At 72.3% G+C, this 23,362-nt stretch carries 17 protein-coding genes; 11 read left to right on the top strand and 6 right to left on the bottom strand.

Translation table 11 applies throughout. The features are described from left to right. Positions 1-102: 102 nt before the first annotated feature. On the bottom strand, positions 103-1,905 hold the full coding sequence (gene metG / locus JSY14_RS01725) for a methionine--tRNA ligase (protein ID WP_259557034.1): 1,803 nt from the start codon (positions 1,903-1,905) through the stop codon (positions 103-105). Positions 1,906-2,262: 357 nt separating this feature from the next. Between metG and JSY14_RS01720 the strand changes: the two genes are divergently transcribed. Beyond that, positions 2,263-4,206: a gamma-glutamyltransferase family protein gene (locus JSY14_RS01720; protein WP_432803586.1), complete on the top strand. Its 1,944-nt coding sequence runs from the start codon at positions 2,263-2,265 to the stop codon at positions 4,204-4,206. A 104-nt stretch (positions 4,207-4,310) separates the two neighbouring features. Beyond that, positions 4,311-5,687, top strand: a complete 1,377-nt coding sequence (locus JSY14_RS01715; protein ID WP_259557032.1) for a UTP--glucose-1-phosphate uridylyltransferase — start codon at positions 4,311-4,313, stop codon at positions 5,685-5,687. A 124-nt stretch (positions 5,688-5,811) separates the two neighbouring features. Here JSY14_RS01715 and JSY14_RS01710 read toward each other — a convergent pair whose 3' ends face one another. Together JSY14_RS01710 and JSY14_RS01705 are read right to left on the bottom strand one after the other, a co-directional pair. Further along, positions 5,812-7,974, bottom strand: coding sequence for an aldehyde dehydrogenase family protein (locus JSY14_RS01710; protein WP_432803645.1), 2,163 nt, complete (start codon positions 7,972-7,974; stop codon positions 5,812-5,814). Continuing rightward, positions 7,887-9,248, bottom strand: a complete 1,362-nt coding sequence (locus tag JSY14_RS01705) for a proline dehydrogenase family protein (RefSeq protein ID WP_259557031.1) — start codon at positions 9,246-9,248, stop codon at positions 7,887-7,889. The genes JSY14_RS01710 and JSY14_RS01705 overlap by 88 nt, the downstream gene beginning before the upstream one ends. A 331-nt stretch (positions 9,249-9,579) precedes the next feature. Between JSY14_RS01705 and JSY14_RS01700 the strand changes: the two genes are divergently transcribed. Further along, the gene (locus JSY14_RS01700) at positions 9,580-9,954 is read left to right on the top strand and encodes a hypothetical protein (RefSeq protein WP_259557029.1); all 375 of its coding nucleotides are present in this window, start codon (positions 9,580-9,582) and stop codon (positions 9,952-9,954) included. A gap of 48 nt (positions 9,955-10,002) precedes the next feature. Here the strand turns inward: JSY14_RS01700 and JSY14_RS01695 are convergent, their stop codons facing one another. Further along, positions 10,003-10,641: a thymidine kinase gene (locus tag JSY14_RS01695; protein ID WP_259557028.1), complete on the bottom strand. Its 639-nt coding sequence runs from the start codon at positions 10,639-10,641 to the stop codon at positions 10,003-10,005. 159 nt (positions 10,642-10,800) lie between these two features. Here JSY14_RS01695 and JSY14_RS01690 point away from each other — a divergent pair, with 159 nt between their 5' ends. The 8 genes from JSY14_RS01690 (at position 10,801) to holA (ending at position 21,947) form a co-directional block, all read left to right on the top strand. Next, positions 10,801-11,745 (top strand): sugar phosphate isomerase/epimerase family protein, encoded by a 945-nt coding sequence (locus JSY14_RS01690; RefSeq protein WP_259557027.1) that lies wholly within the window; start codon positions 10,801-10,803, stop codon positions 11,743-11,745. A 170-nt stretch (positions 11,746-11,915) separates the two neighbouring features. Further along, on the top strand, positions 11,916-12,944 hold the full coding sequence (locus tag JSY14_RS01685) for a 3-oxoacyl-ACP synthase III (RefSeq protein ID WP_259557026.1): 1,029 nt from the start codon (positions 11,916-11,918) through the stop codon (positions 12,942-12,944). Continuing rightward, positions 12,941-15,601, top strand: coding sequence for an alpha/beta fold hydrolase (locus JSY14_RS01680; RefSeq protein ID WP_259557025.1), 2,661 nt, complete (start codon positions 12,941-12,943; stop codon positions 15,599-15,601). Before JSY14_RS01685 ends, JSY14_RS01680 begins: the two co-directional genes overlap by 4 nt. Then, positions 15,598-16,590 carry an NAD-dependent epimerase/dehydratase family protein gene (locus JSY14_RS01675; protein ID WP_259557024.1) on the top strand — a complete coding sequence of 331 codons (993 nt, stop codon included), beginning with the start codon at positions 15,598-15,600 and terminating at the stop codon, positions 16,588-16,590. The genes JSY14_RS01680 and JSY14_RS01675 overlap by 4 nt, the downstream gene beginning before the upstream one ends. A gap of 113 nt (positions 16,591-16,703) precedes the next feature. Next, positions 16,704-17,480 (top strand): vitamin K epoxide reductase family protein, encoded by a 777-nt coding sequence (locus JSY14_RS01670; protein WP_259557023.1) that lies wholly within the window; start codon positions 16,704-16,706, stop codon positions 17,478-17,480. Between the two features lie 110 nt (positions 17,481-17,590). Further along, on the top strand, positions 17,591-18,541 hold the full coding sequence (locus tag JSY14_RS01665) for a ComEA family DNA-binding protein (protein ID WP_259557022.1): 951 nt from the start codon (positions 17,591-17,593) through the stop codon (positions 18,539-18,541). After that, positions 18,538-20,919, top strand: coding sequence for a ComEC/Rec2 family competence protein (locus tag JSY14_RS01660; protein ID WP_259557021.1), 2,382 nt, complete (start codon positions 18,538-18,540; stop codon positions 20,917-20,919). Before JSY14_RS01665 ends, JSY14_RS01660 begins: the two co-directional genes overlap by 4 nt. A 38-nt stretch (positions 20,920-20,957) precedes the next feature. Further along, the gene (gene holA, locus JSY14_RS01655; RefSeq protein WP_259557020.1) at positions 20,958-21,947 is read left to right on the top strand and encodes a DNA polymerase III subunit delta; all 990 of its coding nucleotides are present in this window, start codon (positions 20,958-20,960) and stop codon (positions 21,945-21,947) included. A gap of 87 nt (positions 21,948-22,034) precedes the next feature. On the opposite strand, the gene rpsT is transcribed toward holA, so the two are convergent. Both rpsT and JSY14_RS01645 read right to left on the bottom strand, forming a co-directional pair. Then, the gene (gene rpsT / locus JSY14_RS01650) at positions 22,035-22,301 is read right to left on the bottom strand and encodes a 30S ribosomal protein S20 (RefSeq protein ID WP_259557019.1); all 267 of its coding nucleotides are present in this window, start codon (positions 22,299-22,301) and stop codon (positions 22,035-22,037) included. Positions 22,302-22,578: 277 nt separating this feature from the next. Continuing rightward, positions 22,579-23,295 (bottom strand): type II toxin-antitoxin system PemK/MazF family toxin, encoded by a 717-nt coding sequence (locus JSY14_RS01645; RefSeq protein WP_259557018.1) that lies wholly within the window; start codon positions 23,293-23,295, stop codon positions 22,579-22,581. Between the last annotated feature and the right edge of the window lie 67 nt (positions 23,296-23,362).

Raw genomic sequence — 23,362 nt, 5'->3', positions numbered from 1 at the left:
ACCATGACCGCCCTGTACTTTCACTTGCGTGGAAAGTGGAAGTAAGGGCGGCGGGCCCGCGCGGCCTCAGCGCCCAGGCGGGCGAGCGCGGGCCACCACCCGTCAGGCCTCCGCAGGCTCAGCGCCCAGGCGGGCGAGCTCCTCCTCGATGATGCTCGGATCGAGCTTCTGGAAGATCGGGGTCGGCTTCGCGACCGGGGCCCCGACCTGCACCTCGCGGTGCGCCCAGGCGGGGGTGTCGGAGTACTCGCCGGTGATGATCGGGTAGGGGTCACCGCCGTCGAGGTCCTCGACCTCCTGCATCTGCGGCATCGGCGCGATGACGAGGCTGCCACCCAGAGCCTTCTCCACCTCATTGGCGGAGTGCGGCAGGAACGGCGCCAGCATCGTGTTGAGGTCGGTAACGGTCTGCGCGAGGACGTGCAGCACAGTCAGCAGGCGCGGCCGCTGGTCCTCGGTCGTCATCTTGAACGGCTCGGTCTCGGAGACGTACCGGTTGGCCTCGCCGACCAGGCGCATGATCTCGGCGATCGCGGCGCGCTGGCGGTGAGCCTCGATGAGACCGCCGACAGTGACGAAACCGGCCTCGATCTGGTCGAGGAGGTCACGGTCGATCTGCTCGAACTCCCCGGCGGCGGGGATCTCACCGACGTTCTTGGCGATCATCGCGGCGGTGCGGTTGACCAGGTTCCCCCAACCCGCCACCAGCTCGTTGTTGGTCCGGGAGACGAACTCTGACCAGGTGAAGTCGGCGTCCTGGTTCTCGGGGCCGGCAGCGGAGATGAAGTACCTCAGCGCATCGGCCTGGTACCGCTCCAGCACATCGCGCACGTAGATCACGACGCCCTTGGAGGAGGAGAACTTCTTGCCCTCCATGGTCAGGAACTCACTGGAGACGACCTCGGTGGGCAGGTTGAGCTGCCCGAACTCTCCGGGGGTGCCGCCGTGATCGCCCGCACCGTTCTGGGCCAGCAGCTCGGCCGGCCAGATCTGGGAGTGGAAGACGATGTTGTCCTTGCCCATGAAGTAGTAGCTGAGGGCCTCGGGGTCGTTCCACCAGCGGCGCCAGCGGTCCGGATCGCCCAGTCGGCGCGCCCACTCGATGGACGCCGACAGGTAGCCGATGACGGCGTCGAACCAGACGTAGAGGCGCTTGGTGGGCTGGTCCTCCCAGCCGGGCACGGGGATGCCCCAGTCGATGTCACGGGTCATCGCGCGGGGCTTGATGTCCTCGAGGATGTTCTGGCTGAAGCGGATCACGTTCGGGCGCCACAGACCGGTGGCCTCACGCTCGTCGAGCCAGCGGCCGAGCTCCGAGGCGAGGGAGGGCAGGTCCAGGAACCAGTGGGTGGTCTCGACAAACTTCGGGATCTCGCCGTTGATGCGGGAGACGGGGTCGATGAGATCCGTCGGATCGAGCTGGTTGCCGCAGGCGTCGCACTGGTCACCGCGGGCGCCGGGGGTGCCGCAGATCGGGCAGGTGCCCTCGATGTACCGGTCGGGCAGGGTGCGACCGGTGGAGGGGGAGATCGCCGCCATGGTGGTCTGCTGCACCAGGTACCCGTTGTCCCGGACCGCCACGAACATGCGCTGCACCACGTCGTAGTGGTTGCGGGTGGTGGTGCGGGTGAACAGGTCGTACGACAGGCCGAGGGCGACGAGGTCCTCGACGATCAGGCGGTTGTTGCGGTCGGCGAGCTCCTTGGCGGTGATGCCCTCGGCGTCGGCGGCCACCAGGATCGGTGTGCCGTGCTCGTCAGTGCCGGAGACCATGAGCACGTCGTGCCCGGCCATGCGCATGTACCGGGAGAAGACGTCGGAGGGGACGCCGAAGCCGGCGACGTGACCGATGTGGCGGGGACCATTGGCATACGGCCAGGCGACCGCGGACAGCACAGTGCTCATGTCGACCAAGTCTACGGACGCGCGAGGGTGGCGGTGGCGCAGGGGTGTGGCACAGGGGATGTCGTGCGCGCGGGCACCGTCGGCGGCTTCGGACCGCGCGGTGTGGAGACTCGCGAATGGCGGGCATTCCCTGCCCGGATTGCGGGTGGCGGGACCGGTCGATGAGGACACGGGGTGTCCGCCACTCGTCAGGGTCACGGTGGGCCTCAGCCTCCTGAGCGGGCCCGCCCGATAGCCTGGCGATCCGGCACCCCGGTGTCACCGCGTGTCGCACCGCACCGGCGCGATGCCCGCACCGCTCCCGTGCGACACCTCGGAGTGCCGAGCATCTGCCCACCGACCATGAGGAGGTCGGACATGCCCTCGGATCGACAGCCGCACGTGACGGGCGGCCCTGCCGCTCCCCGGCCCACGCAGCCCACCCGGCCCACGCTGCAGGGACGCTTCGGGATGAGCGCCTCGACGCACTGGCTGGCGACCGCCACCGCCCAGTCGGTGCTGGAACGCGGAGGCAACGCGGCCGACGCCGCGGTGGCGGCGGGGTTCGTCCTGCACGTGGTGGAGCCCCACCTGAACGGCCCCGGGGGCGACCTGGTCGGCCTGGTGCACATGGCCGGTGACCCCGAAGGGGCGCGGGTGCTGATGGGGCAGGGTCCGGCGCCGCACCGGGCGACGATCACCCGGTACCGCGACGAGGAGGGCCTGGTCGACATCCCCGGCTCCGGCGCGCTGGCGGCCGCCGTGCCGGGAGCGGTCGACGCCTGGCTGCTGCTGCTCGCGCAGCACGGCACCTGGGACCTCGCCGACGTCCTCGAGTACGCGATCGACCTCGCGGAGAACGGGCACCCGGTGCTGGAGCGCGTGTGCACCACGATCGAGGCGATGGCGGCGTACTTCCACGAGCACTGGCCCAGCAGCGAGGCGCTGTGGTGCCCCCAGGGGCAGGTGCCGCGCCCGGGCGAGCTGATCCGGAATCCGGAGTACGCCCAGGTGCTGCGGGAACTCGTGGCAGCGGGGGAGGCGGCGACGACTCCGGAGAGGGTGGCGCGGATCGAGGCGGCCCGCGTCTGCTGGCGCACCGGGCGCGTCGCCCAGGAGATCGCTCGGTTCGTGACCCGCCCGCACCGGCACGGCGACGGCCGCGACCACGCGGGTGTGCTGACCGTCGAGGATCTGGCCGCCCCGGTCGCGAGGTTCGAGGCCCCCGTGCGGGGCCGTTTCCGCGACGTGGAGATCCTCAAAGCCGGCACCTGGACGCAGGGTCCGGTGCTGCTGGAGGCTCTCGCACTGCTCGACCCGCTGCCGGATGATCACCTCGACCCGCCCACCGCCGACGGCGCCCACCATGTCCTCGAAGCTCTGAAACTCGCTCTCGCCGACCGCGACGCCTGGTACGGCGAGGACGGGCCCGACGCGTCGGTACTCCTGGAGACCCAGCGGATCGAGGAGCGCCGGCAGCTGATCGGACGGACCGCCCGGGCCGGTGGGGAACCGGGCGATGCGGCGGGGCGCGCGCCGTGGACGCCGACGATCCGGGCGGCGGAGTCATCCGCCCCGCTGTCGGGAGAACCGACCGTGCGGGTGTCCCGCGCAGACGGCACGCCCGGTGGGGTATCCCGCACCGCCGACACCCCCGAACCCCCGACGCCGGCGACGGCCGAGAGCCGGGCAGTCCCGACCGACGCTCCCGAGCCGCCGATGCCGCGGGCGGAACGGGGCGACACCTGCCATCTGGATGTCGTGGATCGGTGGGGGAACGTCGTGGCGATCACGCCCTCCGGGGGATGGCTGCAGTCCTCTCCGACGATCCCGGGTCTGGGGTTCTGCCTGGGGACGCGCCTGCAGATGTGCTGGCTCGATGAGGCGTCCCCCTCGGCGCTGCGGCCGGGCGCCCGGCCCCGCACCACGCTCAGCCCCACTCTGGTGCAGCGCGACGGCCGCACCATCATAGCGATGGGCACCCCCGGGGGTGACCAACAGGACCAGTGGCAGCTGCCGCTGCTGCTGCGCCTGCTCGTGCAGGGCGTGCCACCTCAGCAGGCGATCGACGCCCCGATGCTCCACACCACCGCGTGCGTCGGCTCCTTCGCACCCCGGCAGCAGGAACCGTACGGCGTCGTCGTGGAGAACCGACTCGGGGAGGAGGTCATCGCGGAGCTGGAGGCACGCGGCCACCGCGTGACCCGGGCCGGTGACTGGTCCCTCGGGCGGCTCAGCGTGGTCACACGCGACCCCGACACCGGGATCCTGCAGGCGACGGCCAACCCCCGGGGTGCCCAGGGGTACGCCGCAGGGCGGTAGGTCACGCGGCGAGGGAGCCCGGTTCGCGGTCGAGCGACGATCACGGCCGTGGCGGCCGGCGGGCGCGGAGAGGTCTGCGTGGGGAGCACCACTAGGCTGGCGGCATGAGCACAGATGGTCTGACCGCTGCCCAGCAGAAGATGCGCGCCGCAGGCGTCGCCGACGCCGCGATCAACACGTTCACGCACTACTACGGCCAGCTCGCCGACGGCGTCACCGGCACGATCCCGGAGGACACCATCGAGCCGTACCTCGATCCGCCGAAGCTCGCCGACCTGACCGTCGACCCGCAGGTCGCGCAGGACGCCTTCGACAAGCTCGTGGTCATCAACCTCAACGGCGGTCTCGGCACCTCGATGGGTCTCGACGCCGCGAAGTCCCTGCTTCCCGTCCGGGACGGCAAGAGCTTCCTCGACATCATCGTCGAGCAGGTTCTCGCCGCGCGCCGGGCCACCGGGGCCCGGCTGCCGCTGCTGTTCATGAACTCGTTCCGCACCCAGGCCGACACCCTCGAGGTGCTTGCGAAGTATCCCGACCTGCCCGTCGGCGACCTGCCGTTGGACTTCCTGCAGAACAAGGAGCCGAAGCTCCGCACCGACGACCTCACCCCCGTCGAATGGCCTGCCGATCCCGACCTGGAGTGGTGTCCGCCCGGCCACGGCGACATCTACACCGCTCTGCTCGCCTCCGGGGTGCTGCAGAAGCTGCTCGACGCGGGCTTCCGCTACGCCAGCGTCTCCAACTCCGACAACCTCGGGACTGTCCCCAGCCCGGAGATCGCCGGTTGGTTCGCCTCCAGCGGCGCCCCGTACGCCGCCGAGCTGTGCCGCCGCACCGCCGCCGACCGCAAGGGCGGTCACCTCGCGATCCGCAAGGCAGACGGCCGGCTGATCCTGCGGGACACTGCACAGACGCCCGCGGACGAGATGGACTTCTTCACCGACGAGCACCGCCACCCGTACTTCCACACCAACAACCTGTGGTTCGACCTCGAGCAGCTCGCCCGGGTGCTCGAGGAACGCGATGGGGTGCTCGGGCTCCCGCTCATCCGCAACGAGAAAACGGTCGATCCCTCCGACAAGACCTCCACGCCGGTGTACCAGATCGAATCCGCGATGGGCGCCGCGATCGAGGTGTTCGAGGGAGCGAGCGCGATCGTCGTCGACCGCTCCCGGTTCCTCCCGGTGAAGGCCACCAGCGACCTGATGCTCGTGCGGTCCGACGCCTACCGCCTCACCGACGACTTCGCCCTCGTGCGGGACGTCGAGGCCGCGCCGCTGATCACCCTGGCCTCCGAGCCGTACAAGCTGGTGGGTGACTTCGACCGCCGCTTCCCGCAGGGTGTTCCGTCGCTGCGTGAGGCCCGCTCGCTCGACATCCGGGGCGACTGGACCTTCGGGGCCGACGTCACCGTGCGCGGCGACGCCGTCCTCGGCGAGGAGGGCGGGACCGTGCCCGACGGGACCGTCGTCGAGAGCTGACCCGAGACCGTCGGCGCTCTCACGCCGGAGTGCCCGCGAGCTCGACCCCCGGCGCGACGACGACCCCGACGACGAGGCGGGGCGGGGCCATCACCGGCCCCGCCCCGCCTTCTCTCAGCTCAGGTCACTCCCGACCGAGGGCGTACCCCTGACCGCCGGTGACGTCCAGCGCCTCCGGCAGCGGGTTTCCGTACCGGTGGTTCGTCGCCGACACCGCCTGCTCGTGCAGGAACGCCAGCAGCTCCACGCGGCCGCTGGCGGTCGGACCACCGGTGAACAGCGCCACCTCGGGTCGCTGGGCGATCGCCCGCAGCAGGGCGTCGTCGGCCTCGCCGAGCAGACGCACCCGCAGTCGGGTGAGGGTGCCCACTCGCGCCGCGAACTGCTCCGCGGTCTCGACCTGCACCGTGACCTCGCCGACCCCGGAGCGGCCCACGACCTCGGTCAGCGCGGCGTCGTGCACGGACACCTCGACGTCCGCACCCACGAGCGCAGCGGCGGACAGCACACGCTCCAGCTGCACCGGGGTGGTGCCGGCGGCGGCCCGCACCACCGTCGGGATCGGCAGGTACCGCAGCACGTTGATCTCCCCGTGGAGGGCCTGCACGTCGCGCGGCGCGAAGGTCGTCGCCAGGTGCTCACGGTCGCTGTGGCGGGCATCGGCCAGCCACGTCGCCTCGTCCCGGGAGGTGTCCTCGTCGGTGATGTCCACCAGGTGCACCAGGTAGTTCGGTCCACCGGCCTTGGCGGTCTGCCCGATCGCCGAGCGCTTCCACCCGCCGAACGGCTGACGCTCCACGATCGCCCCGGTGATGCCGCGGTTCACGTACAGGTTGCCGGCCTCGACCCCCTGCACCCACTGGGCGATCTCCGCCGGGTCCAGGGAGTGCAGACCCGCGGTGAGTCCGTAGCTGGTGCCGTTCTGCAGCTCCAGCGCCTCCTCCAGGGTGTCCGCATGCATGATGCCGAGGATCGGTCCGAAGTACTCCGTCTGGTGGTACTCCGACCCCTCCGTGACACCGTCGCGCACACCCGGGGACCACAGGCGACCGGAGTCATCCAGCTGCCGGGGCCGCGCCAACCAGGTCTCACCCGGACCGAGCGTCGTCAGGCCCGAGCCGAGCTTTCCGGCGGCCGGTTCGATGATCGGGCCGACCGTCGCGGTCGGATCGGTGGGCATGCCCACGTGCAGCGACAGCACCGCATCGGCGAGCTGCGCCTGGAAGCGCCGCGACCGTGACACGGACCCGACGGTGATCACGAGGCTCGCCGCCGAGCACTTCTGGCCGGCGTGGCCGAAGGCGCTGTAGGCGACATCCTTCGCGGCCAGGTCGAGGTCCGCATGCGGGGTCACCACGATCGCGTTCTTGCCGCTGGTCTCCGCCTTGATGCGCAGCTGCGGCCGCCACGACGCGAACAGCGCCGCCGTGTCGTAGGCGCCGGTGAGGATCAGCTGATCCACGCGCTCGTCGGAGATCAGCGCCCGGCCGACCTCGTTCTCCGGCACGTCCACGATCTGCACCACGTCCGCCGGCAGACCGGCCTCAGCGAGGATGTCGGCGATCATGCCGCCGCATCGCCGCGCCTGCGGGGCAGGCTTCATGATGACGGCGCTGCCGGTGACCGCCGCCGACAGCACACCGCCGACGGGGATCGCGATCGGGAAGTTCCACGGCGGCGTCACCAGGGTGATCCGGCGCGGAGTGATGCTCAGGCCCGGTTCCGCGGCGAGGCGCTCCGCCTGCTCCGCGTAGTACAGGGCGAAGTCGATGGCCTCACTGACCTCCGGGTCGCCCTGCTCCAGGGTCTTGCCGGTCTCAGAGGCCATGACCTCCAGCAGCTCGGCCCGCCGATGCGCGAGCACCTGCCCGACCCGGCGCACCGCCGCCGCCCGCTCGGACGCCGACAGGGCGCCCCAGCGGCGCTGCGCCTCGATCGCCCGCTGGAACACGGCCTCGACCTCGTCGGTTCGCTCGATGCGCGCTGCGTCGATGGTGGCGGTACCGAGGGTGGAGGTGCGGATCCGACGCGTGATCTGCTCACCCCACTGCTGGTTCGCGGCCACGGACATGTCGGTGTCGGGGGTGGAGCGGAACGCGCCCGGGCGCGCCGGCAGCGCGGCGGAACCCAGCTCCGGCAGACCGGCCGCCCGCTCCTCCGCACGGTTCTGCACGCGGTGCGTCGGCTCCGCGGTCTCGGTCAGCGCCCGCTCCAGCGCGCGGCGGAAACGACCCTCCTCGCGGCGGAACAGCTCCTCGCTGGAGTCGAGTTCGAACACCGCCGACATGAAGTTCTCCGGGGAGGCGTTCTCCTCCAGGCGCCGCACCAGGTACGACACGGCGACGTCGAACTCGCGGGGGAGACCACCGGCACATACAGGCGCATGGAGCCGACGGTCTCGCGGACCACGGCCTGCTGGCCGGGAGCCATCCCGGCGAGCATCTCGAACTCGATGCCGCTGTCCGGGGTCGGCGCGATGCCCCGCTCCGTCATGAGCAGGTAGGCGAAGGCGGCGTCGAACAGGTTGTGCCCGGCGATGCCCAGGTGCACGGCCTTCAGCTTCTCCGGGTCGATGGCGTCCAGCAGCACCCGCTTGTACTGGGCGTCGGACTCCTCCTTGGAGCCGAAGGTCGCCAGCGGCAGACCCTTCAGGGACGCATCGACACGCTCCATGGCGAGGTTGGCGCCCTTCACCACGCGCACCTTGATCGGGGCGCCGCCGCGGGCCACGCGGTCCTGCGCGAAACGCAGCAGACGCGCCATCGCGGCGGAGGAGTCCGGCAGGTACGCCTGCAGCACGATGCCGGCGGGCAGGGACATCAGCTCCGGACGATCCAGCAGCTTCTCGAACACCTCGAGAGTCAGCTCCAGATCGCGGTACTCCTCCATGTCCATGTTGATGAACGTGGTGGGGGAGGTGCGGGCCGCGTCGAGGTACAGCGGCAGCAGCGTCTCGACGATGTGGTCGACGGTCTCCTGCGCCCCCCACAGCGACAGGTGGTCAACGATCGAGGAGACCTTGATGGAGACGTAGTCGACGTCCTCGCGCTGCACCAGGGTGCGCACACCCTCCAGGCGACGGTTCGCCTCGCGGGCGCCGAGGACGGCCTCGCCGAGCAGGTTGATGTTCAGCTCGGTGCCCTGGGCGCGCAGACGGGCGATCGAGCGGGCCAGCATGGGGTCTCGGGAGTCCAGCACCAGGTGGCCGACCATGCCGCGCATGACCGCGGCGGCGGTGCGGACCACCACGTCGGGGGCGACGTGGGAGGCGGTACCGCCGAGACCGACGATGCGGCGCAGGGGCGCGGGCAGGAACGACGGCGGATCGGCGGCGAGGCGGCGCAGCTCCGCGGCGGCGGCGCGGGGGTCCTCCGTGCGGATCACGCGATCCACGAACGCCACGGTGAACTCCAGGCCCTTCGGGTCCTTCAGCAGCTCCGCCAGCATCGTCGCCGCGGCGGGCGTGGGGCGGTGGGATGCGGCCTGCACCCAGGTGCGCACCTGCTCCGTGACCTGTTCCGGGGTGACGGTGGTGGCCAGGGCCGGCTGTGCCTGCGTCAAGGGTGTCTCCTTCGACAGTGGGCGCGACGGGGGTCCCGGCGCGCGGTGGGGTCGTCCGGTGGGACGGCGCTCATCCTATGAGTCGGCCGGAGCCCACGACCGGGCCCGTGGGCCCGATCTCGATCACACTACGTCCGCGGCGGAGACCACCGGGTATCGGATGGGACCGGAGGTGGCGATCGACCCCATCGAACGGCCGCGGGGCCTCGCCTTCCGTGCGTGATCCGAGACAGCCCCAGTCCCGATGTGACACGATCGACGTGCATCTGCGGGGCCGGGGCCCGGTCGGCCCTCGGTCCAGCCCCCTCTCATCCCTGGGAAGGACACCACCATGAAGAAGGTCATCCTGTTCATCGGTCTCGCCGTCGGGTTCGTGCTCGGCTCGAAGATGGGCCGTGAACCCTACGAGAAGATCGAGTCCGCCGTCCGCGGTGTCGCCGAGGACCCGACCGTCCGCGCCAAGGCCGACGAGGCCAAGCAGAAGGCCACGCAGCTGGCGCAGGACGCCGCTGCCACCGCCAAGGAGAAGGCCCCCGGCGTCGCCGATCAGGTGAAGGCCACCGTGGCCCAGGGCACCTCCGCCGTCAAGGACAAGGTCTCCGGCGGCTCCTCCGACACCTCCACCGGTGCGGACCTGCCCACCGGTGACGTCGACGGCGTGGCCGGCGGCGACGCCCAGGTGGGGGACAAGCCGCTCGGCGCCTGATCCGGCGGCGCGCGCCGCAGCGCGCCCGATCCCCTTTCCGTCCGCCGGTCAGGCGGACGCTCGCGGCGGGTGTGGTGGTCCGATGACCGCGGCACCCGCCGCGCTCTGCTCCTGCATGAAGCACTGCCCGCACAGCGACTCGTACGTCACACTGCCCGCGCCGTCGATCGCCACCTGGTCCCCATGGAACACGTGACGCCCGTCCACCACGCGGCAGTTGAACTCCGCCTGGCGGCCGCAACGGCACATCGTCGGGAGCTTCTCGAAGTTGTCGGCCAACTGGAACAGACGGCTCGACCCCGGGAACTGGCGGGTGAGGAAGTCGGTGCGCAGGCCGTAGCAGATCACGGAGATGTCATCGACCTTCGCGACCAGGAACAGCTGGTCGATCTGCTCGGGCCGGAGGAACTGCGACTCATCCACCAGCACGCAGTGCAGCGGGCGCAGACCCCGCCGGTCGGCCTCCACCCGGATCGCCTCGCGCAGATCCTCCTCGGCGCCGATGAGCACATCGACGCGGCGGCGCGCACCCCCGCGTGCCACCACCCAGTCCTCCCCCTTGGTGTCCAGGGCGGGTTTCACGGTGATCGTCGCGAGTCCCCGCTCGGCGTAGTTGTACGCGGTCTTGATCAGGGTGTCGGACTTCCCGGAGTTCATCGCCCCGTACTTGAAGTGCAGCTTGGCCACGCAGGTCCTCCGGGTCAGCAGCGGAATGGTCCGGCCGGGCGCCGACTGGCGCGGCCGGGAGCGCCCTGCAGTCTACGAGGCTGACGGGGTCGGGGCGGGGCGTCAGCGATCCAGACGGGCGGTGGATACTGGGCGCATCCCCGAGGCCCTGGAGGTGCCGTGAGTTCTCCGTCGGGTGACGGCGCCCGCCCGAGCGGGCAGCGCAAGCCCCTGACCCGACCCAGCAGCGCTCACCGCAGCGGGCGGGAGGCCCTCAGCCGGCGCCTGGCCGCGGGCGATCCCCGCAGCGATCAGGAACCGACGCGTCGCATCCCCGTCGGCCTCAGCTCCTCCTCCGTCTTCCCCCTCGGGCTCGAGCACTGCTTCCGGATCAGCGCGGAGCTCGGGTACGACGGTGTCGAGGTGATGGTGTCGGTGCCGAAGGACACCCGCGACGCCGCCACCCTGCGGGAGTATTCCCAGCGCTACGAGCAGCCGATCCTGTCTCTGCACGCCCCCACGCTGTTCTTCCTGCAGAGCGTGTGGGGCCTGTCGCCGTGGCCGAAGATCACCCGCACCGTGGAGCTGGCTCAGGAGCTCGGCGTCCCGACGGTCGTGGCGCATCCGCCGTTCCGCTGGCAGGGCAGCTACGCCCGTGAGTTCGTCGACGGCGTCGCGCGGCTTGAACGGGAGAGCGGTGTGGCGATCGCCGTGGAGAACATGTACCCATGGCGGCTGGGGGTGCGCGAGGCGATGATCTACCTGCCCGATCATGACCCCACCGACGAGGACTACGCCCACGTGACCGTGGACCTCTCCCATGCGGCCACCGCCGGGGATGACGCCCTCGCGATGATCGACCGCCTGGGGGACCGGCTCACCCACCTGCATCTGGCCGACGGCAGCGGTACCACCACCAAGGACGAACACCTGCCGCCGGGGGAGGGGAACCAGCCCTGCGCGGAGGTGCTGCGTCGGCTCGCGAACCGCGGCTGGGGCGGCTCCGTGCTGCTGGAGGTGAGCACCAGCGGCTCCGAGGAGAAGCGGCGGGAGACCCTGCGCCAGTGCCTGCTCTTCGCCCGCCACCACCTCGGGCACCACCTGGAGATCCCCGAGGCCCGGTGACCGCGCGCGCCGAGAGGCGCCCCGGGGCCGGATGGCGAGCCGAGTCGGGGGGCGCACCGGCGTGGCGGCCACCACCTGCTCGGGCATCGGTCAGGTGACCGGTGGGACAATGGGACCCCCGTGCCCGGGGAGACATCACTACGCCCACAGAAGGACGGACGAGGCGAGGCGTGAACGGCAACACCACCATCCAGCATCGCAACACGGCGCTGCTCGCCGTCGAGGCCACCGAGGCGCAGGTTCCCGTGACCTCCGACGAGATCGACGAGATGCTCGCCCCCGCGCGGCGTCGGCTGCGTCTGCCCAAGGGCGTGCTGCAGCGCGTGGCGGGGGTGTACGAGCGGCGCTGGTGGCGTGACCCGGAGAACGGTTGGCGCCAGGGCATCGTCCTGGCCGCCGAGCGGGCCCTCGCCCACGCCGGGATCACCCGCGACCAGGTGGGCCTGATCATCAACGCCTCGGTGTCGCGGCAGAACCTCGAACCGGCCGTCGCCACCAGCGTCCACCATGCGCTCGGGCTGCCGATCTCCGCGATGGACTTCGACATCACCAACGCCTGCCTCGGCTTCGTCAACGCCATGACGATGGCCGCCGGCATGATCGACACCGGGCAGATCGAGTACGCCCTGGTCGTCGGTGCCGAGGACGTCGAGCGCGTGCAGCGCGGCACTATCGAGCGTCTCAACTCCAAGGGCGCCACCCGGGCCGATTTCAACAACCAGTTCGCCTCCCTCACCCTCGGCTCCGGTGCCGCCGCGGCGGTGCTCGGCCCCGCCGACCGCCACCCCGAGGGCCACCGCCTGGTGCGCACCCATGCCCGTGCCGGCACAGAGCACCACGAGCTGTGCATCGGCAACATGCACGACATGCGCACCGACTCCGAGGGGCTGCTGGAGAACGGCATCTCCCTGATCATGGACACCTGGCGGGCCGCGAACGAGGGCGGCGCCGATCTGCGCTCCGTCGACCACTGCATCCCCCACCAGGTCTCCATGGTGTACACCCGCAACTTCGCGAAGATCAGCGGTGTGGGCATGGAGAAGATCCCGGTGACCTTCCCCGACTGGGGGAACGTCGCCGCGGAGGCCGTGCCCATGACCCTCGCCAAGCATCAGCCGAACATCCAGCGCGGCGACCGGGTGCTGCTGCTGGGTGTCGGTTCCGGACTCAACACCGCCTTCATGGAGGTCACGTGGTGAATCGCCGCTCCGACGACGGCACCGAGGTCCCTGCGCTGCCGGGGGTCGACCCGAGGCTCTCGCGACGGATCGAGGTGCGCGACCACACCGGTGAGCGCCGCCGCTGGCACCTGCTGGACTCCGCCCCGCTGCTCGCGGAGCGCGGCATCCGGCCGGTCGGCACGATCCTCGCGGTGCATGGCAACCCGACGTTCTCGTTCCTGTTCCGCTCCCTGTTCACGCAGGATCTGCCGTGGCGGGTCATCGCCGTGGACCAGCTGGAGATGGGCTGGTCGGAGCGCACCGGTATCACCCGCCGCCTGCAGGACCGCATCACCGACCTGTCGATGCTCACCGACGCCCTCTCCCTGCACGGGCCGATCGTGACCATCGGTCATGACTGGGGCGGTCTGGTCTCCGTCGGCTGGGCGCTGGACAACCGCCACGACGTCGTCGGCATGGTCCTCACCAACACGGGGGTGCACCAGGAGCTCGACCAGAAGCTCCCCGCCGCCCTGCAGCTGGCGACGAGCCCCGCGGTGCTGCCCGCCACCACGTCGATCAGCGACGCATTCCTGCGCACCACCCTCGCACTGCACCCGCAGCTCACCCCGGAGGTGCGGGAGGCGTACCTGGCGCCGTATCGCGTCCGGGCACGTCGCCGCGGCATCGAGGCCTTCGTGGCGGACATCCCCGCCGCCGCCGACCACCCCAGCCGCGCCACCATGGACCGCGTGGCCGAGGACCTGCGCGGCCTGGACGTGCCGACCCTCATGGTGTGGGGGCCGAAGGACGTCACCTTCTCCGATCGTTTCCTGCGCGACCTGCTGGACCGGGTGCCGCATGCCGACGTGCACCGCTACGAGGGCGCCTCCCACCTGGTGTGGGAGGACCGGCCCGTCGCCGCCCTGGTCGCCGACTGGCTGCGCGACACCTTCGGGGAGGACCCGCAGCACGCCGAGCGACCGCAGCATCGTGCGGTGTCCGACGCCGCCGAGCAGGCCCCGCCGATGCACCTGGGGGAGGCGATCATCCGCCACGCCGCGGATCCGCTGCACCGCCATGAACCCGCCGTGGTGGAGATGACCGGCACCGGTCCCGGACGCACCATCAGCTGGGGCCAGCTGGCCACCCGCGTCGAGGATCTCGCCGCCGGGATGCTCGCCCACGGCATCCGCCCCGGCCAGCGTCTCAGCATCCTCGTGCCGCCGGGGGCGGACCTCACCGCCGTGCTGTACGCCAGCCTGCGGATCGGTGCGGTCGCGGTGATCGCCGACGCCGGCCTCGGCGTCGAGGGACTCACCCGCGCCGTCATCGGCTCCCACCCCGACCACATCATCGGCATCCCGAAGGCGCTGGCCGCGGCCCGGACCCTCGGCTGGCCGGGCCGACGGATCTCCGTCGCGCAGCTGCCGACGATCGACCGGCGCGTCCTCGGCGTCGACACCAGCATCGCGCAGCTCGCCGCGGAGGGTCGCCGCATGCGGGAGCTCGGGGCCCCGCTCGACCAGCCCTGGCCAGATCAGGACGCCGATGCCGCCGTGCTGTTCACCTCCGGCTCGACCGGGCCGGCGAAGGGCGCCGTGTACACCCACCGCCAGATGGGGGCCATGTTCGCCGCTGTCGGTGACACCCTCGGGCTGCAGCCGGAACGCGGGCTCGTCGCCGGGTTCGCGCCCTTCGCGCTGCTCGGCCCGGCCCTCGGCGCGCCGTCGGTGGTGCCCGACATGGATGTCACCCGGCCCGGGGAGCTCACCGCCGCGGCCCTGGCCGACGCCGTCGAGACCCTGGGTGCGCCCGCGGTGTTCACCGCCCCCGCGGCGCTGCGCAACATCATCGCCACCGCCGGTCCGCTCAGCGACCACCAGCGGGAGGTCCTCGCCCGGGTTCCGAGCTTCTTCTCCGCCGGGGCGCCGATTCCCGCGCACCTGTTGGAGGAGCTGCGGGATGTCCTGCCGAACGCCCGGGCCCTCACTCCGTATGGGATGACGGAGTGCCTCGCGGTGACCGCCATCGACCTCGACGGCATCCGCGCCGCCGGGGAGGGCGACGGCGTCGTCGTCGGGCGGCCGGTGCCGCGCGTGCGGGTGGCGATCCAGCCCCTGGACGACAGCGGACGCCCCGCGGGGGAGCCCACCGACCGCCCCGGCGTGGTCGGCGAGATCCTGGTGCAGGCGCCACACGTGCGTGACCGCTACCTCATGCTGTGGGGCACCACCCGCGAATCGTCCCGGGTGCCGGGATGGCATGCCACCGGGGACGTCGGGCACCTCGATGCCGATGGCCGCCTGTGGGTGGAGGGCCGCGTGGCCCACGTGATCGCCGCTGCCGACGGGCTGCTCACCCCGGTGCGGGTCGAATCGGCCGCCGAGAGCGTGCCGACGGTGCGCCGGGCCGGAGCCGCCGCGGTGGGCCCCCGCGGCACCCAGCAGCTGGTGGTCGTCGTCGAGACCGTCGAGGAGGCACGGCCCGGGACCCCGACGCGGCCGCGAGCCGCCTCGACCGCCCTGCAGGAGGCCGTCCGGCGGGCGGTGCGGGAGGCGACCGGTCATGACGTCGTCGCCGTGTTCACCACCCGCACCCTGCCCACCGACGTGCGTCACAACTCGAAGATCGACCGGGCGCGCCTGTCACGCTGGGCCGAGGACAGCCTCGCCGGGCGGGTGGTGCCGCTGTGACCGTGCTGGTGACCGGCGCCTCCGGGATGCTCGGACGCACCGTCGCGGAGACCCTGAGGGACCGTGGCGAGCAGGTGCTGACGTTCCAGCGCCGACCTGCCGGCATCCCCGGCACGCGCGACATCACCGGCTCCCTCACCGACCCCGCGGCGGTGCGCCGCGCGGTCGAGGGGGCCGACGCGGTCATCCACCTCGCGGCGAAGGTCGGGATCGCCGGCACCGAGGCGGACTTCGCCCGCGTCAACATCGACGGCACCCGCACCCTGGTGGAGGCCCTGCAGGCGCAGGGCGGCGGCCGGCTGGTGAACATCTCCTCCCCCTCGGTGGCGCACCTGGGCCGCGCCATCGTCGGCCTCGGTGCCACGCCGCCTGACCCGCAGCGCGCCCGCGGCCCCTACGCCCGCACCAAGGCCGCCGCGGAACAGCTGGCCATGGCGGCCGACGGTCAGCACGGACTGCTCGTCACCTCCATCCGCCCCCACGTGGTGTGGGGACCGGGTGACACGCAGCTCGTCGGGCGGATCGTGGAACGCTCCGCCGCCGGGCGCCTGCCACTGCTCGACGACGGACTCGCCCTCATCGACACCACCTACGTCACCAACGCGGCCGACGCCATCGTCGCCGCGCTCGACCGCCTCGACGAGGTCCACGGGGAGAGCTTCGTGGTGACCAACGGTGAGCCCCGGACCGTCCGGGACGTGCTCGGAGGCTGGTGCGATGCCGCCGGGGTGCCGCGCCCCCGGTGGAAGGTCCCCGGGTCGGTCGCCCGCCTGGCCGGGCGGGTGATCGAGAACGTCGTCGCCGCCCTGCCTGGGGAGAAGGAACCACCGATGACGGAGTTCCTCGCCGAGCAGCTGTCGACCGCCCACTGGTTCGACCAGCGCACCACCCGGGAGCGGCTGCAGTGGACCCCTGCGGTCAGCCTCGACGAAGGATTCGCCCGGGTGGCCGACTGGTACCGTGCCCACCCGGTCTCCTCGCGAGGGTGAGGACTCTCGGAGCCCCCACCGGGCCCCGTGACCTGTGATACTGGGATGCGGCGCGGACCGGGATCCGGCCCTGCCGCCACCACCCCCCGTCACTGCGCTCCGAGGAGCAGACCATGAGCCCCGATCCCCGCGACCCGGACAGCCCGGTGCGGACCACTGCCGCTGTCGACCCGTCGGGAGCCCCCGCTGGACCGGGCGGCGGAGCCGTCGCCGTGGATGAGGTCGATGTTCTCGACCCCGCTGAGGAGGAGGCTCTGCGCGCCGAGATTGACGCCGAGCTCGCCGCGGAGCGTCGCGCCCGCCGCCGCGCCCCCGACCGGCTGACCGGAGCGGTGCTGGTGATCGGGTCGCTGGTCGGCTGGATCGCCTCCGTCATCCTGTTCATGGAGCGGCTGTTCCTGGCGGCGAACCCCGGGGCGAAACTCAGTTGCGACATCAGCCCGTTCGTCTCCTGCGGCGGCGTGATGCAGTCCTGGCAGGCGAACACCTTCTACATCCCGAACATGGCGGTGGGCCTCGGCGGTTTCGCGATCATGGGTGCGGTGGGCTCGCTGCTGCTGTCCCGGGCGGTGTTGCCGCGCTGGTTCCGCTGGGCGTCCCTGGGGGGCACCACGTTCGCCTTCGCCTTCGTGCACTGGCTCGCGATCAACGCGATCTTCATCCTGGGCAAGCTCTGCCTCTGGTGCATGGTGGTGTGGACCGCCACCGCCCCGATGTTCTTCGTGAATCTCGCCCACGCGATCGAGGACGGGCAGCTGCGCCTACCCGCCCCGGTGGCCCGCGTGCTGCGGCACTGGGTGGTGTGCACCCTGCTGTGGTACCTGCTGGTGATCCTGGTGATCGCCGTGATCTTCGGCCGACGTTTCCTCGCCTGGTGGGGAATGCTCTGATCCACTGATCCGAGCCCGACTCCCGCTGCGTTTCCTCCCCAGGGGCCGGGTATCCCCAGCGCGACGACGGGGCCGCGCGCGTGGTGCGGGAGGCGCCTAGCGTCCGGGGCATGAGTCGACTCAGCCCCGTTCCCCCCGGCCGTCGCGTCGGGCCACGCCACCGCGCCGCCGTGGACACGGCACCCGCCCCGGAGGCGGAACCCCTGGTGGAGGTGCGCGATCACCGGGAGACCGTGCGCAGACCGTGGTGGCAGGACATCCCCCGCCCCAGCGCCGGGAGCATCGGCGGCGTGGCCGTGCTGCTGGTCGTCGCGGGCGGTGCCGTGCACCTGGCGACCGCCGGGACCGCCCTGCCGCCGGCCGACCTCGGTCTGGACCAGCCGCCATCGGCCGCGGCCACGGAGAGCGCCCGCGCTGAGGAGATCGCCGGCGGGGCGGTGACGCCGTCCTCCTCGGAGGCGGCGCCCGCGGGAACATCGCCACCGGGAGCGTCCGCACCGCCGGCACCCCCCGTGCCCGTCCCCGCCGACCCCGGTGCGACGGAACCGGCGCCGGGTCCGCTGATCGTGCACGTCACCGGGGCCGTAGCCACCCCGGGCATCGTCCGTCTCAGTCCCGGGGCGCGGGTCGCTGACGCGGTCGACGCCGCCGGGGGCACCACGACGGAGGCGGACCTGCAGCAGGTGAACCTGGCCCGGCCGGTCGTCGACGGGGAGCAGGTGCACGTGCCGCGGCCGGGGGAGGAGCCTCCCCTCACGGCCTCCGGGCCCGCCGGGCCGAGCTCCGCACCGGGCGCGGGGACCGGCCACGATGTCGGCACGTCACCGGAGTCGGGCACCGGCGGCGGGGAGGTGGACGGCTCGGGATCGTCACGGGTGAACGTCAACACGGCCGATGCCGCCGCGTTGGAGGAACTGCCGGGCATCGGCCCCGCCCTGGCGCAGCGCATCATCGACCACCGCACCACCAACGGGCCCTTCACCTCCGTGGACCAGCTCGATGAGGTCTCCGGCATCGGGCCGGCGATCCTCGCCGACCTGCGGGACCGGGTCACGGTGTGACCGGCCCGGCCACCACCGCGGGGAGGGACACCCGTCGACGGGGTCCGGAGCTGCGACTGCTGCCCGCGGCGGGCGTGGTGTGGGCGGCGGCCATCACCGGATCCCACACCGGGGTGCGGGGTGCCGCAGCGGTGATCGCGGCGGTCCTCGCCACCGCCGGGATCATCGGCCTGCTGGTGCCCGATCGTGGCCTGCGACGGGCCCTCCTGCGCCACGGTGCCCTGCTGCTCGTGCTCACGGTGCCGCTGCTGCCGTCCGTGCAGACGACGACGGCGACCCGCGTGACCCTCGAGGGCGCCGGCGCTCGTGGGGCGATCCTCACCGGGCAGGTGCGACTGCTGGGCGAACCACGAACGGCCACACCCCCGGCATGGGCCACGGAGGATGCGGCCGCCCCCGCAGGGCGTCTCGCCACCGCCCGGCTGGAAGGCGGTCCCGTGCGGATCGGCTCCCGCGAGGTCATGCTGCCGCGGGGCACCCGGGTGATCCTGCGGGACACGGACGGGATGCCCCTGGGTGCAGCCCGCGCCGGGGACGTGCTCGAGGTGCGCGGCAGCCTGCGCATCGACGGCACCTACCGCGAACTGCGGATCAGCTCGGCCCGGACGGTGCAGCGGGAGACGGGTCCCCGTGCGGTGCTGCGCGCCCATGCCCTGCGCAGCACCGCGCATCTCCCGCCGGACGTCGCCGCCCTGGTGAGAGGCATGAGCATCGGCGACACCCGCGGCCTGAGCCAGGACACCGAGGAGGCGATGCGCCGCTCCGGGATCTCCCACCTCGTGGCCGTCTCCGGAGCGAACATCGCCCTGATCCTCGGAGCCGTCGTGGGCCCGCTCCTTCTGCTCGGAGTGCCGCGGCGGACGCGACTGGCGGTCGGTGCCCTCGCCGTCACCGGATACGTGGTGCTCGTCGGGCCGGAACCGAGCGTGCTACGGGCCGCCACCATGGCCGCACCGCTCCTGCTGGCCCGGGCGCTCGGCCACCGCGCCCACGCCACCGCCTGCCTCGCCCTGACCGTGCTGATCTGGGCCCTGCACGATCCGGGCACCGCCGCCGGCATCGGTTTCGTGCTGTCCGCCCTCGCCACGGCGTCGATCCTGCTTCTCGTGCCTCCGGCCGCACGTCTTCTGCGTGATCTCACCGGCAGTCACCTGCCCGGCTCGGTCGCGGCCACGGTGGCGGTGCCGCTGGTGGCGCAGATGGTCTGCACCCCCGTCCTGGTGCTGCTGGCGCCGGAGATGTCCGCCTGGTCAGTGCTGGTGAACCTTCTGGTTGCACCGCTGGTGCTGCCCGCCACCCTCGGTGGTGTCGCGGCGGTGCTGCTCGGGCCCTGGTGGCCGGCCGCGGCGCGGTGCTGCGCGACGGTCGCCGGGGGCGCCGCGGAGATGATCGTCCGAATCGCCCGAGCGGCCGCAGAGCTCCCCGGTGCCCGGATCCCCCTGCCCGACGGGCCCCGCGGAGCCCTCCTCGCCACCGGGGTCCTTCTCGCCCTGGCCGTCGCCGCGGCCCTGCGGCACCGCCGGCCGGTGAGGTGGCTCCTCGCCGCCGTGCTCGTCGCCCAGCTGACGGTGCCGGTGCTGCAGCGCACCCCCTGGGGGCCCACCCCGGACTGGCAGGTGGCACTGTGCGACGTCGGGCAGGGCGACGCCCTGCTCATCCGCCCGGCACCGACCACGACCGTCCTCATCGACACCGGACCTGATCCGGAGAATCTGCGCCGCTGCCTGGACCACCTGCGGGTGGAAAACATCGACCTGCTGGTCCTCACCCACCCCCACGCCGACCACACCGGCGGGATCCCGGCCCTCACCGGGGGACGCATCCCTGCCGCACAGTGGGTCTGCCCCCTGCCGGAGGCCCGCAGCGCCGTCGTGCCCGGGGTGCCGGTGCGGGCGGTGCAGCGCGGGGACGCCACCCGCCTCGGACAGGCGACCGTGGAGGTGCTGTGGCCCCCGGATGCCTCCCAGGCCCGGGCGGCGTCCGCCGCCGAGACAGGTGGGGGAGAGGATGATGACGCCAACGACTGCTCCGTCGTCCTGGATGTCCGCCTGCACGGCGGCCCGCGGATCGTCGCCCTCGGGGACCTCGAACCCGTGGCGCAGCGACGCCTGGCCGAGCTGCAGCCCGGCCCCGCCGCCGTGGTGAAGGTGGCCCACCACGGATCCCGACGCCAGGATGCCGGGCTCTACCGGCAGCTGTCCCCGCGGCTCGCCCTGATCGGTGTCGGCCGGGACAACAGCTTCGGCCACCCGACCGCGCATACCCTGGATCTGCTGCGCAGCAGCGGCGCCGGGGTGGTGCGCACCGACGAGCACGGCACCGTGGTGCTGCCGCGCGGGGATCTGCTGGCCCCTCGGTCTGTCACCGCTCCCCGATAGGATCGGCGCGGTCCGCGGGGACTGAGGAGAGGGAGGGCATGAGCGACGTCGAATGGCACAGCGTGACGCCGGCGCCGATCGTGCTGCTGCACGGCAGCGAGTCGCTGCTGGCCCAGCGCGCCCTGGAACGGCTGAAGGAGCTGGCCCGCACCCGCGACCCCGAGGTCGCGTTCCACGAGATCACCTCCGAGGGAGCCACCGCAGGGGCGCTCAGCGCGGTCACCAGCCCCTCGCTCTTCGGTGAGGCCCGGTTCGTCGTCGTCCCGGATCTGCAGAGCGCCCCCGAGCCGCTGATCACTGAGATCGACGCCTACCGCAGCGCGCCGGAACCCGACGTCACCCTGGTGCTGATCCACCGCGGCGGCAACCGCGCCAAGAAACTCCTCGACGCACTGCGCAAGGACCGGACTATCCCCCGGGTGCCGTGCAACCCGATGAAACGCCCCGCTGACAAACAGACCTTCGTCATGGCGGAGTTCACCCGGCAGGCACGGCGCATCCGGCCCGAGGCCGCTGCGGCCCTGGTCGACGCCTTCGGCTCCGACCTCTCGGAGCTCGCCGCCACCGCCCGGCAGCTGCTCGAGGACACCACCCCCGAGGACGGGTCCACTCCGCCGCCGCTCGACCTCGACGACGTCCGTACGGTCACCGCCGGGCGAGTCGAGACCACCGCCTTCGCGGTGGCCGACGCCGCCCTCGCCGGGCGGGAGTCCGACGCCACCCGGCTGCTGCAGCAGGCACTCCTGGGCGGCGTCGACCCGGTGCCGCTGGTCGCGGCGGTCGCCTCCAAAGTGCGGGGCGTGGCGAAGGTCAGGGCCCCCGGGGCTAATGCCGCAACCCTCGGCATGCCCGACTGGATGGTGCGCAACCTGCAGCGCGATGCCCGCGCCTGGTCCGACCGGGGGCTCGCCCTCGCCCTGGAGGCCGTCGCGCAGACCGACCATGAGATCAAGGGCGCGGGCCGGGATCCTGCCTGGTCACTGCAACGGATGATCCAGCGGATCGTGCGCTCCCGACGCACTCGCTGAACGTCACCACATGCGACAGCGCCCCGCACGGTGAACCGTGCGGGGCGCTGTCGGGGCCGGGTCAGATGCCCGAGCAGAGGTCGAGGATCAGGCCTTGGCCTTGGCGACCAGCTTCGCGAGACCGGACTTGCGGTTCGCGGCCTGGTTCTTGTGGATCACGCCCTTGGAGACGGCCTTGTCCAGCTTGCGGGAGGCGGCCTTCAGCGACTCCTCGGCGGCGGCGGTGTCACCGGCGGCCACGGCGGTGCGGACCTTGCGGACGTAGGTCTTCAGCTCGCTCTTGTACGCCTTGTTGCGCTGGCGGGCCTTCTCGTTGGTCTTGATCCGCTTGATCTGGGACTTGATGTTTGCCACGTGGAACTCTTTCCGTCCTGCGTCGATGGGTCGTCGAGGGGCCGAGGTGCGGGACCCGACGGGGACCGGCGGTGGGGTTCGCCTGGAGACGTCGGGACCGGGTCGCCGCCCCGATCACGCGCCCGGGTCGCACCGGACGCGGTCTCCCGGACACGGAAGGGAGCCGCCCAGTGCGCACACCGGTCGGTATGCACGCATACAGCAGGTCAGGCTACCAGAACAGCTCCGGCTGCCCCGCGGTGACCAGGGGTGGTCTGCGTCCCATCCGGGCCCACGGTCAGACCCGCCAGCCATGCTCCTGGATGAGGGCGCGCGCCACGCGCTCGTACCGGGCGCGGTCCAGCCGGTCCCCCTCCCGCCGCACGGCCTCCACCGGCAGACGCAACAACCGGTCGATCCGCACCTCCGAGGGGCGCCGCTGGCGGTCCCATGCCCCGGTGCCGATATCCACCCAGCGGTGCCCGTGCTCGTCGACATGATCGCCGCTGCCGCGGTCGCGGCTGGTGAGCATCAGCGCCACGAGCACCTGACCGCTGCCGTCGCTGCCTCCGAGCCGCGCCTCCTCACGGGCGAGCACCAGCACCGGGCGATCCTTGCCCCGGCCGGGATCCTCCTCGAAGGGCACCCACGACCACACGATCTCCCCGGGGTCCGCGGCCGCATCATCATGCGGCGCGTACTCCAACCGCACCGGGACCCGCGCGTCACGGTCGGCGAGCACCCGGTGGACCACCGCATCGGCGGTTCCCGACGAGGCACGTCCCGTGCCGGCGCTCCCGGTCGATCGGGCACTCTGGCCGCCGCGGTGCGGGCCGCCACCGTGGGGAGCACTCTGGTCACCGCCGAGCGGCTCTGTGCCGCCCCGCTGCGCCTCGAGCAGGCGACGCTGCGCGGCACGCATGGCGGAATCGGCGAGTCGGCGGGCACCGCGCTGCACGTTCGGGTTCTGCAGAACGGTCCGCGCCAGGCGGACGAGGACGGATCGGTTCGGCATGTGCACCTCCGGGTCGATCGTCGGACCCTCCCATCCTGCCCGAGCGTGCCTGGACGCCGTGGTCCGG

The sequence above is a fragment of the Brachybacterium sillae genome (assembly GCF_025028335.1).
In the GTDB taxonomy this organism is placed as follows: Bacteria; Actinomycetota; Actinomycetes; order Actinomycetales; family Dermabacteraceae; genus Brachybacterium; species Brachybacterium sillae.
Note: the sequence above shows the minus strand (reverse complement) of the source record. Positions and strands in the feature narration are given on the sequence as shown.

Bases quoted from the DNA above. Each gene is read 5' to 3' on its own strand.
- metG (WP_259557034.1), bottom strand. From the start codon at position 1,905: ATGAGCACTGTGCTGTCCGCGGTCGCCTGGCCGTATGCCAATGGTCCC.
- JSY14_RS01720 (WP_432803586.1), top strand. From the start codon at position 2,263: ATGCCCTCGGATCGACAGCCGCACGTGACGGGCGGCCCTGCCGCTCCC.
- JSY14_RS01715 (WP_259557032.1), top strand. From the start codon at position 4,311: ATGAGCACAGATGGTCTGACCGCTGCCCAGCAGAAGATGCGCGCCGCA.
- JSY14_RS01710 (WP_432803645.1), bottom strand. From the start codon at position 7,974: ATGTCGGCGGTGTTCGAACTCGACTCCAGCGAGGAGCTGTTCCGCCGC.
- JSY14_RS01700 (WP_259557029.1), top strand. From the start codon at position 9,580: ATGAAGAAGGTCATCCTGTTCATCGGTCTCGCCGTCGGGTTCGTGCTC.
- JSY14_RS01670 (WP_259557023.1), top strand. From the start codon at position 16,704: ATGAGCCCCGATCCCCGCGACCCGGACAGCCCGGTGCGGACCACTGCC.
- JSY14_RS01665 (WP_259557022.1), top strand. From the start codon at position 17,591: ATGAGTCGACTCAGCCCCGTTCCCCCCGGCCGTCGCGTCGGGCCACGC.
- holA (WP_259557020.1), top strand. From the start codon at position 20,958: ATGAGCGACGTCGAATGGCACAGCGTGACGCCGGCGCCGATCGTGCTG.
- JSY14_RS01645 (WP_259557018.1), bottom strand. From the start codon at position 23,295: ATGCCGAACCGATCCGTCCTCGTCCGCCTGGCGCGGACCGTTCTGCAG.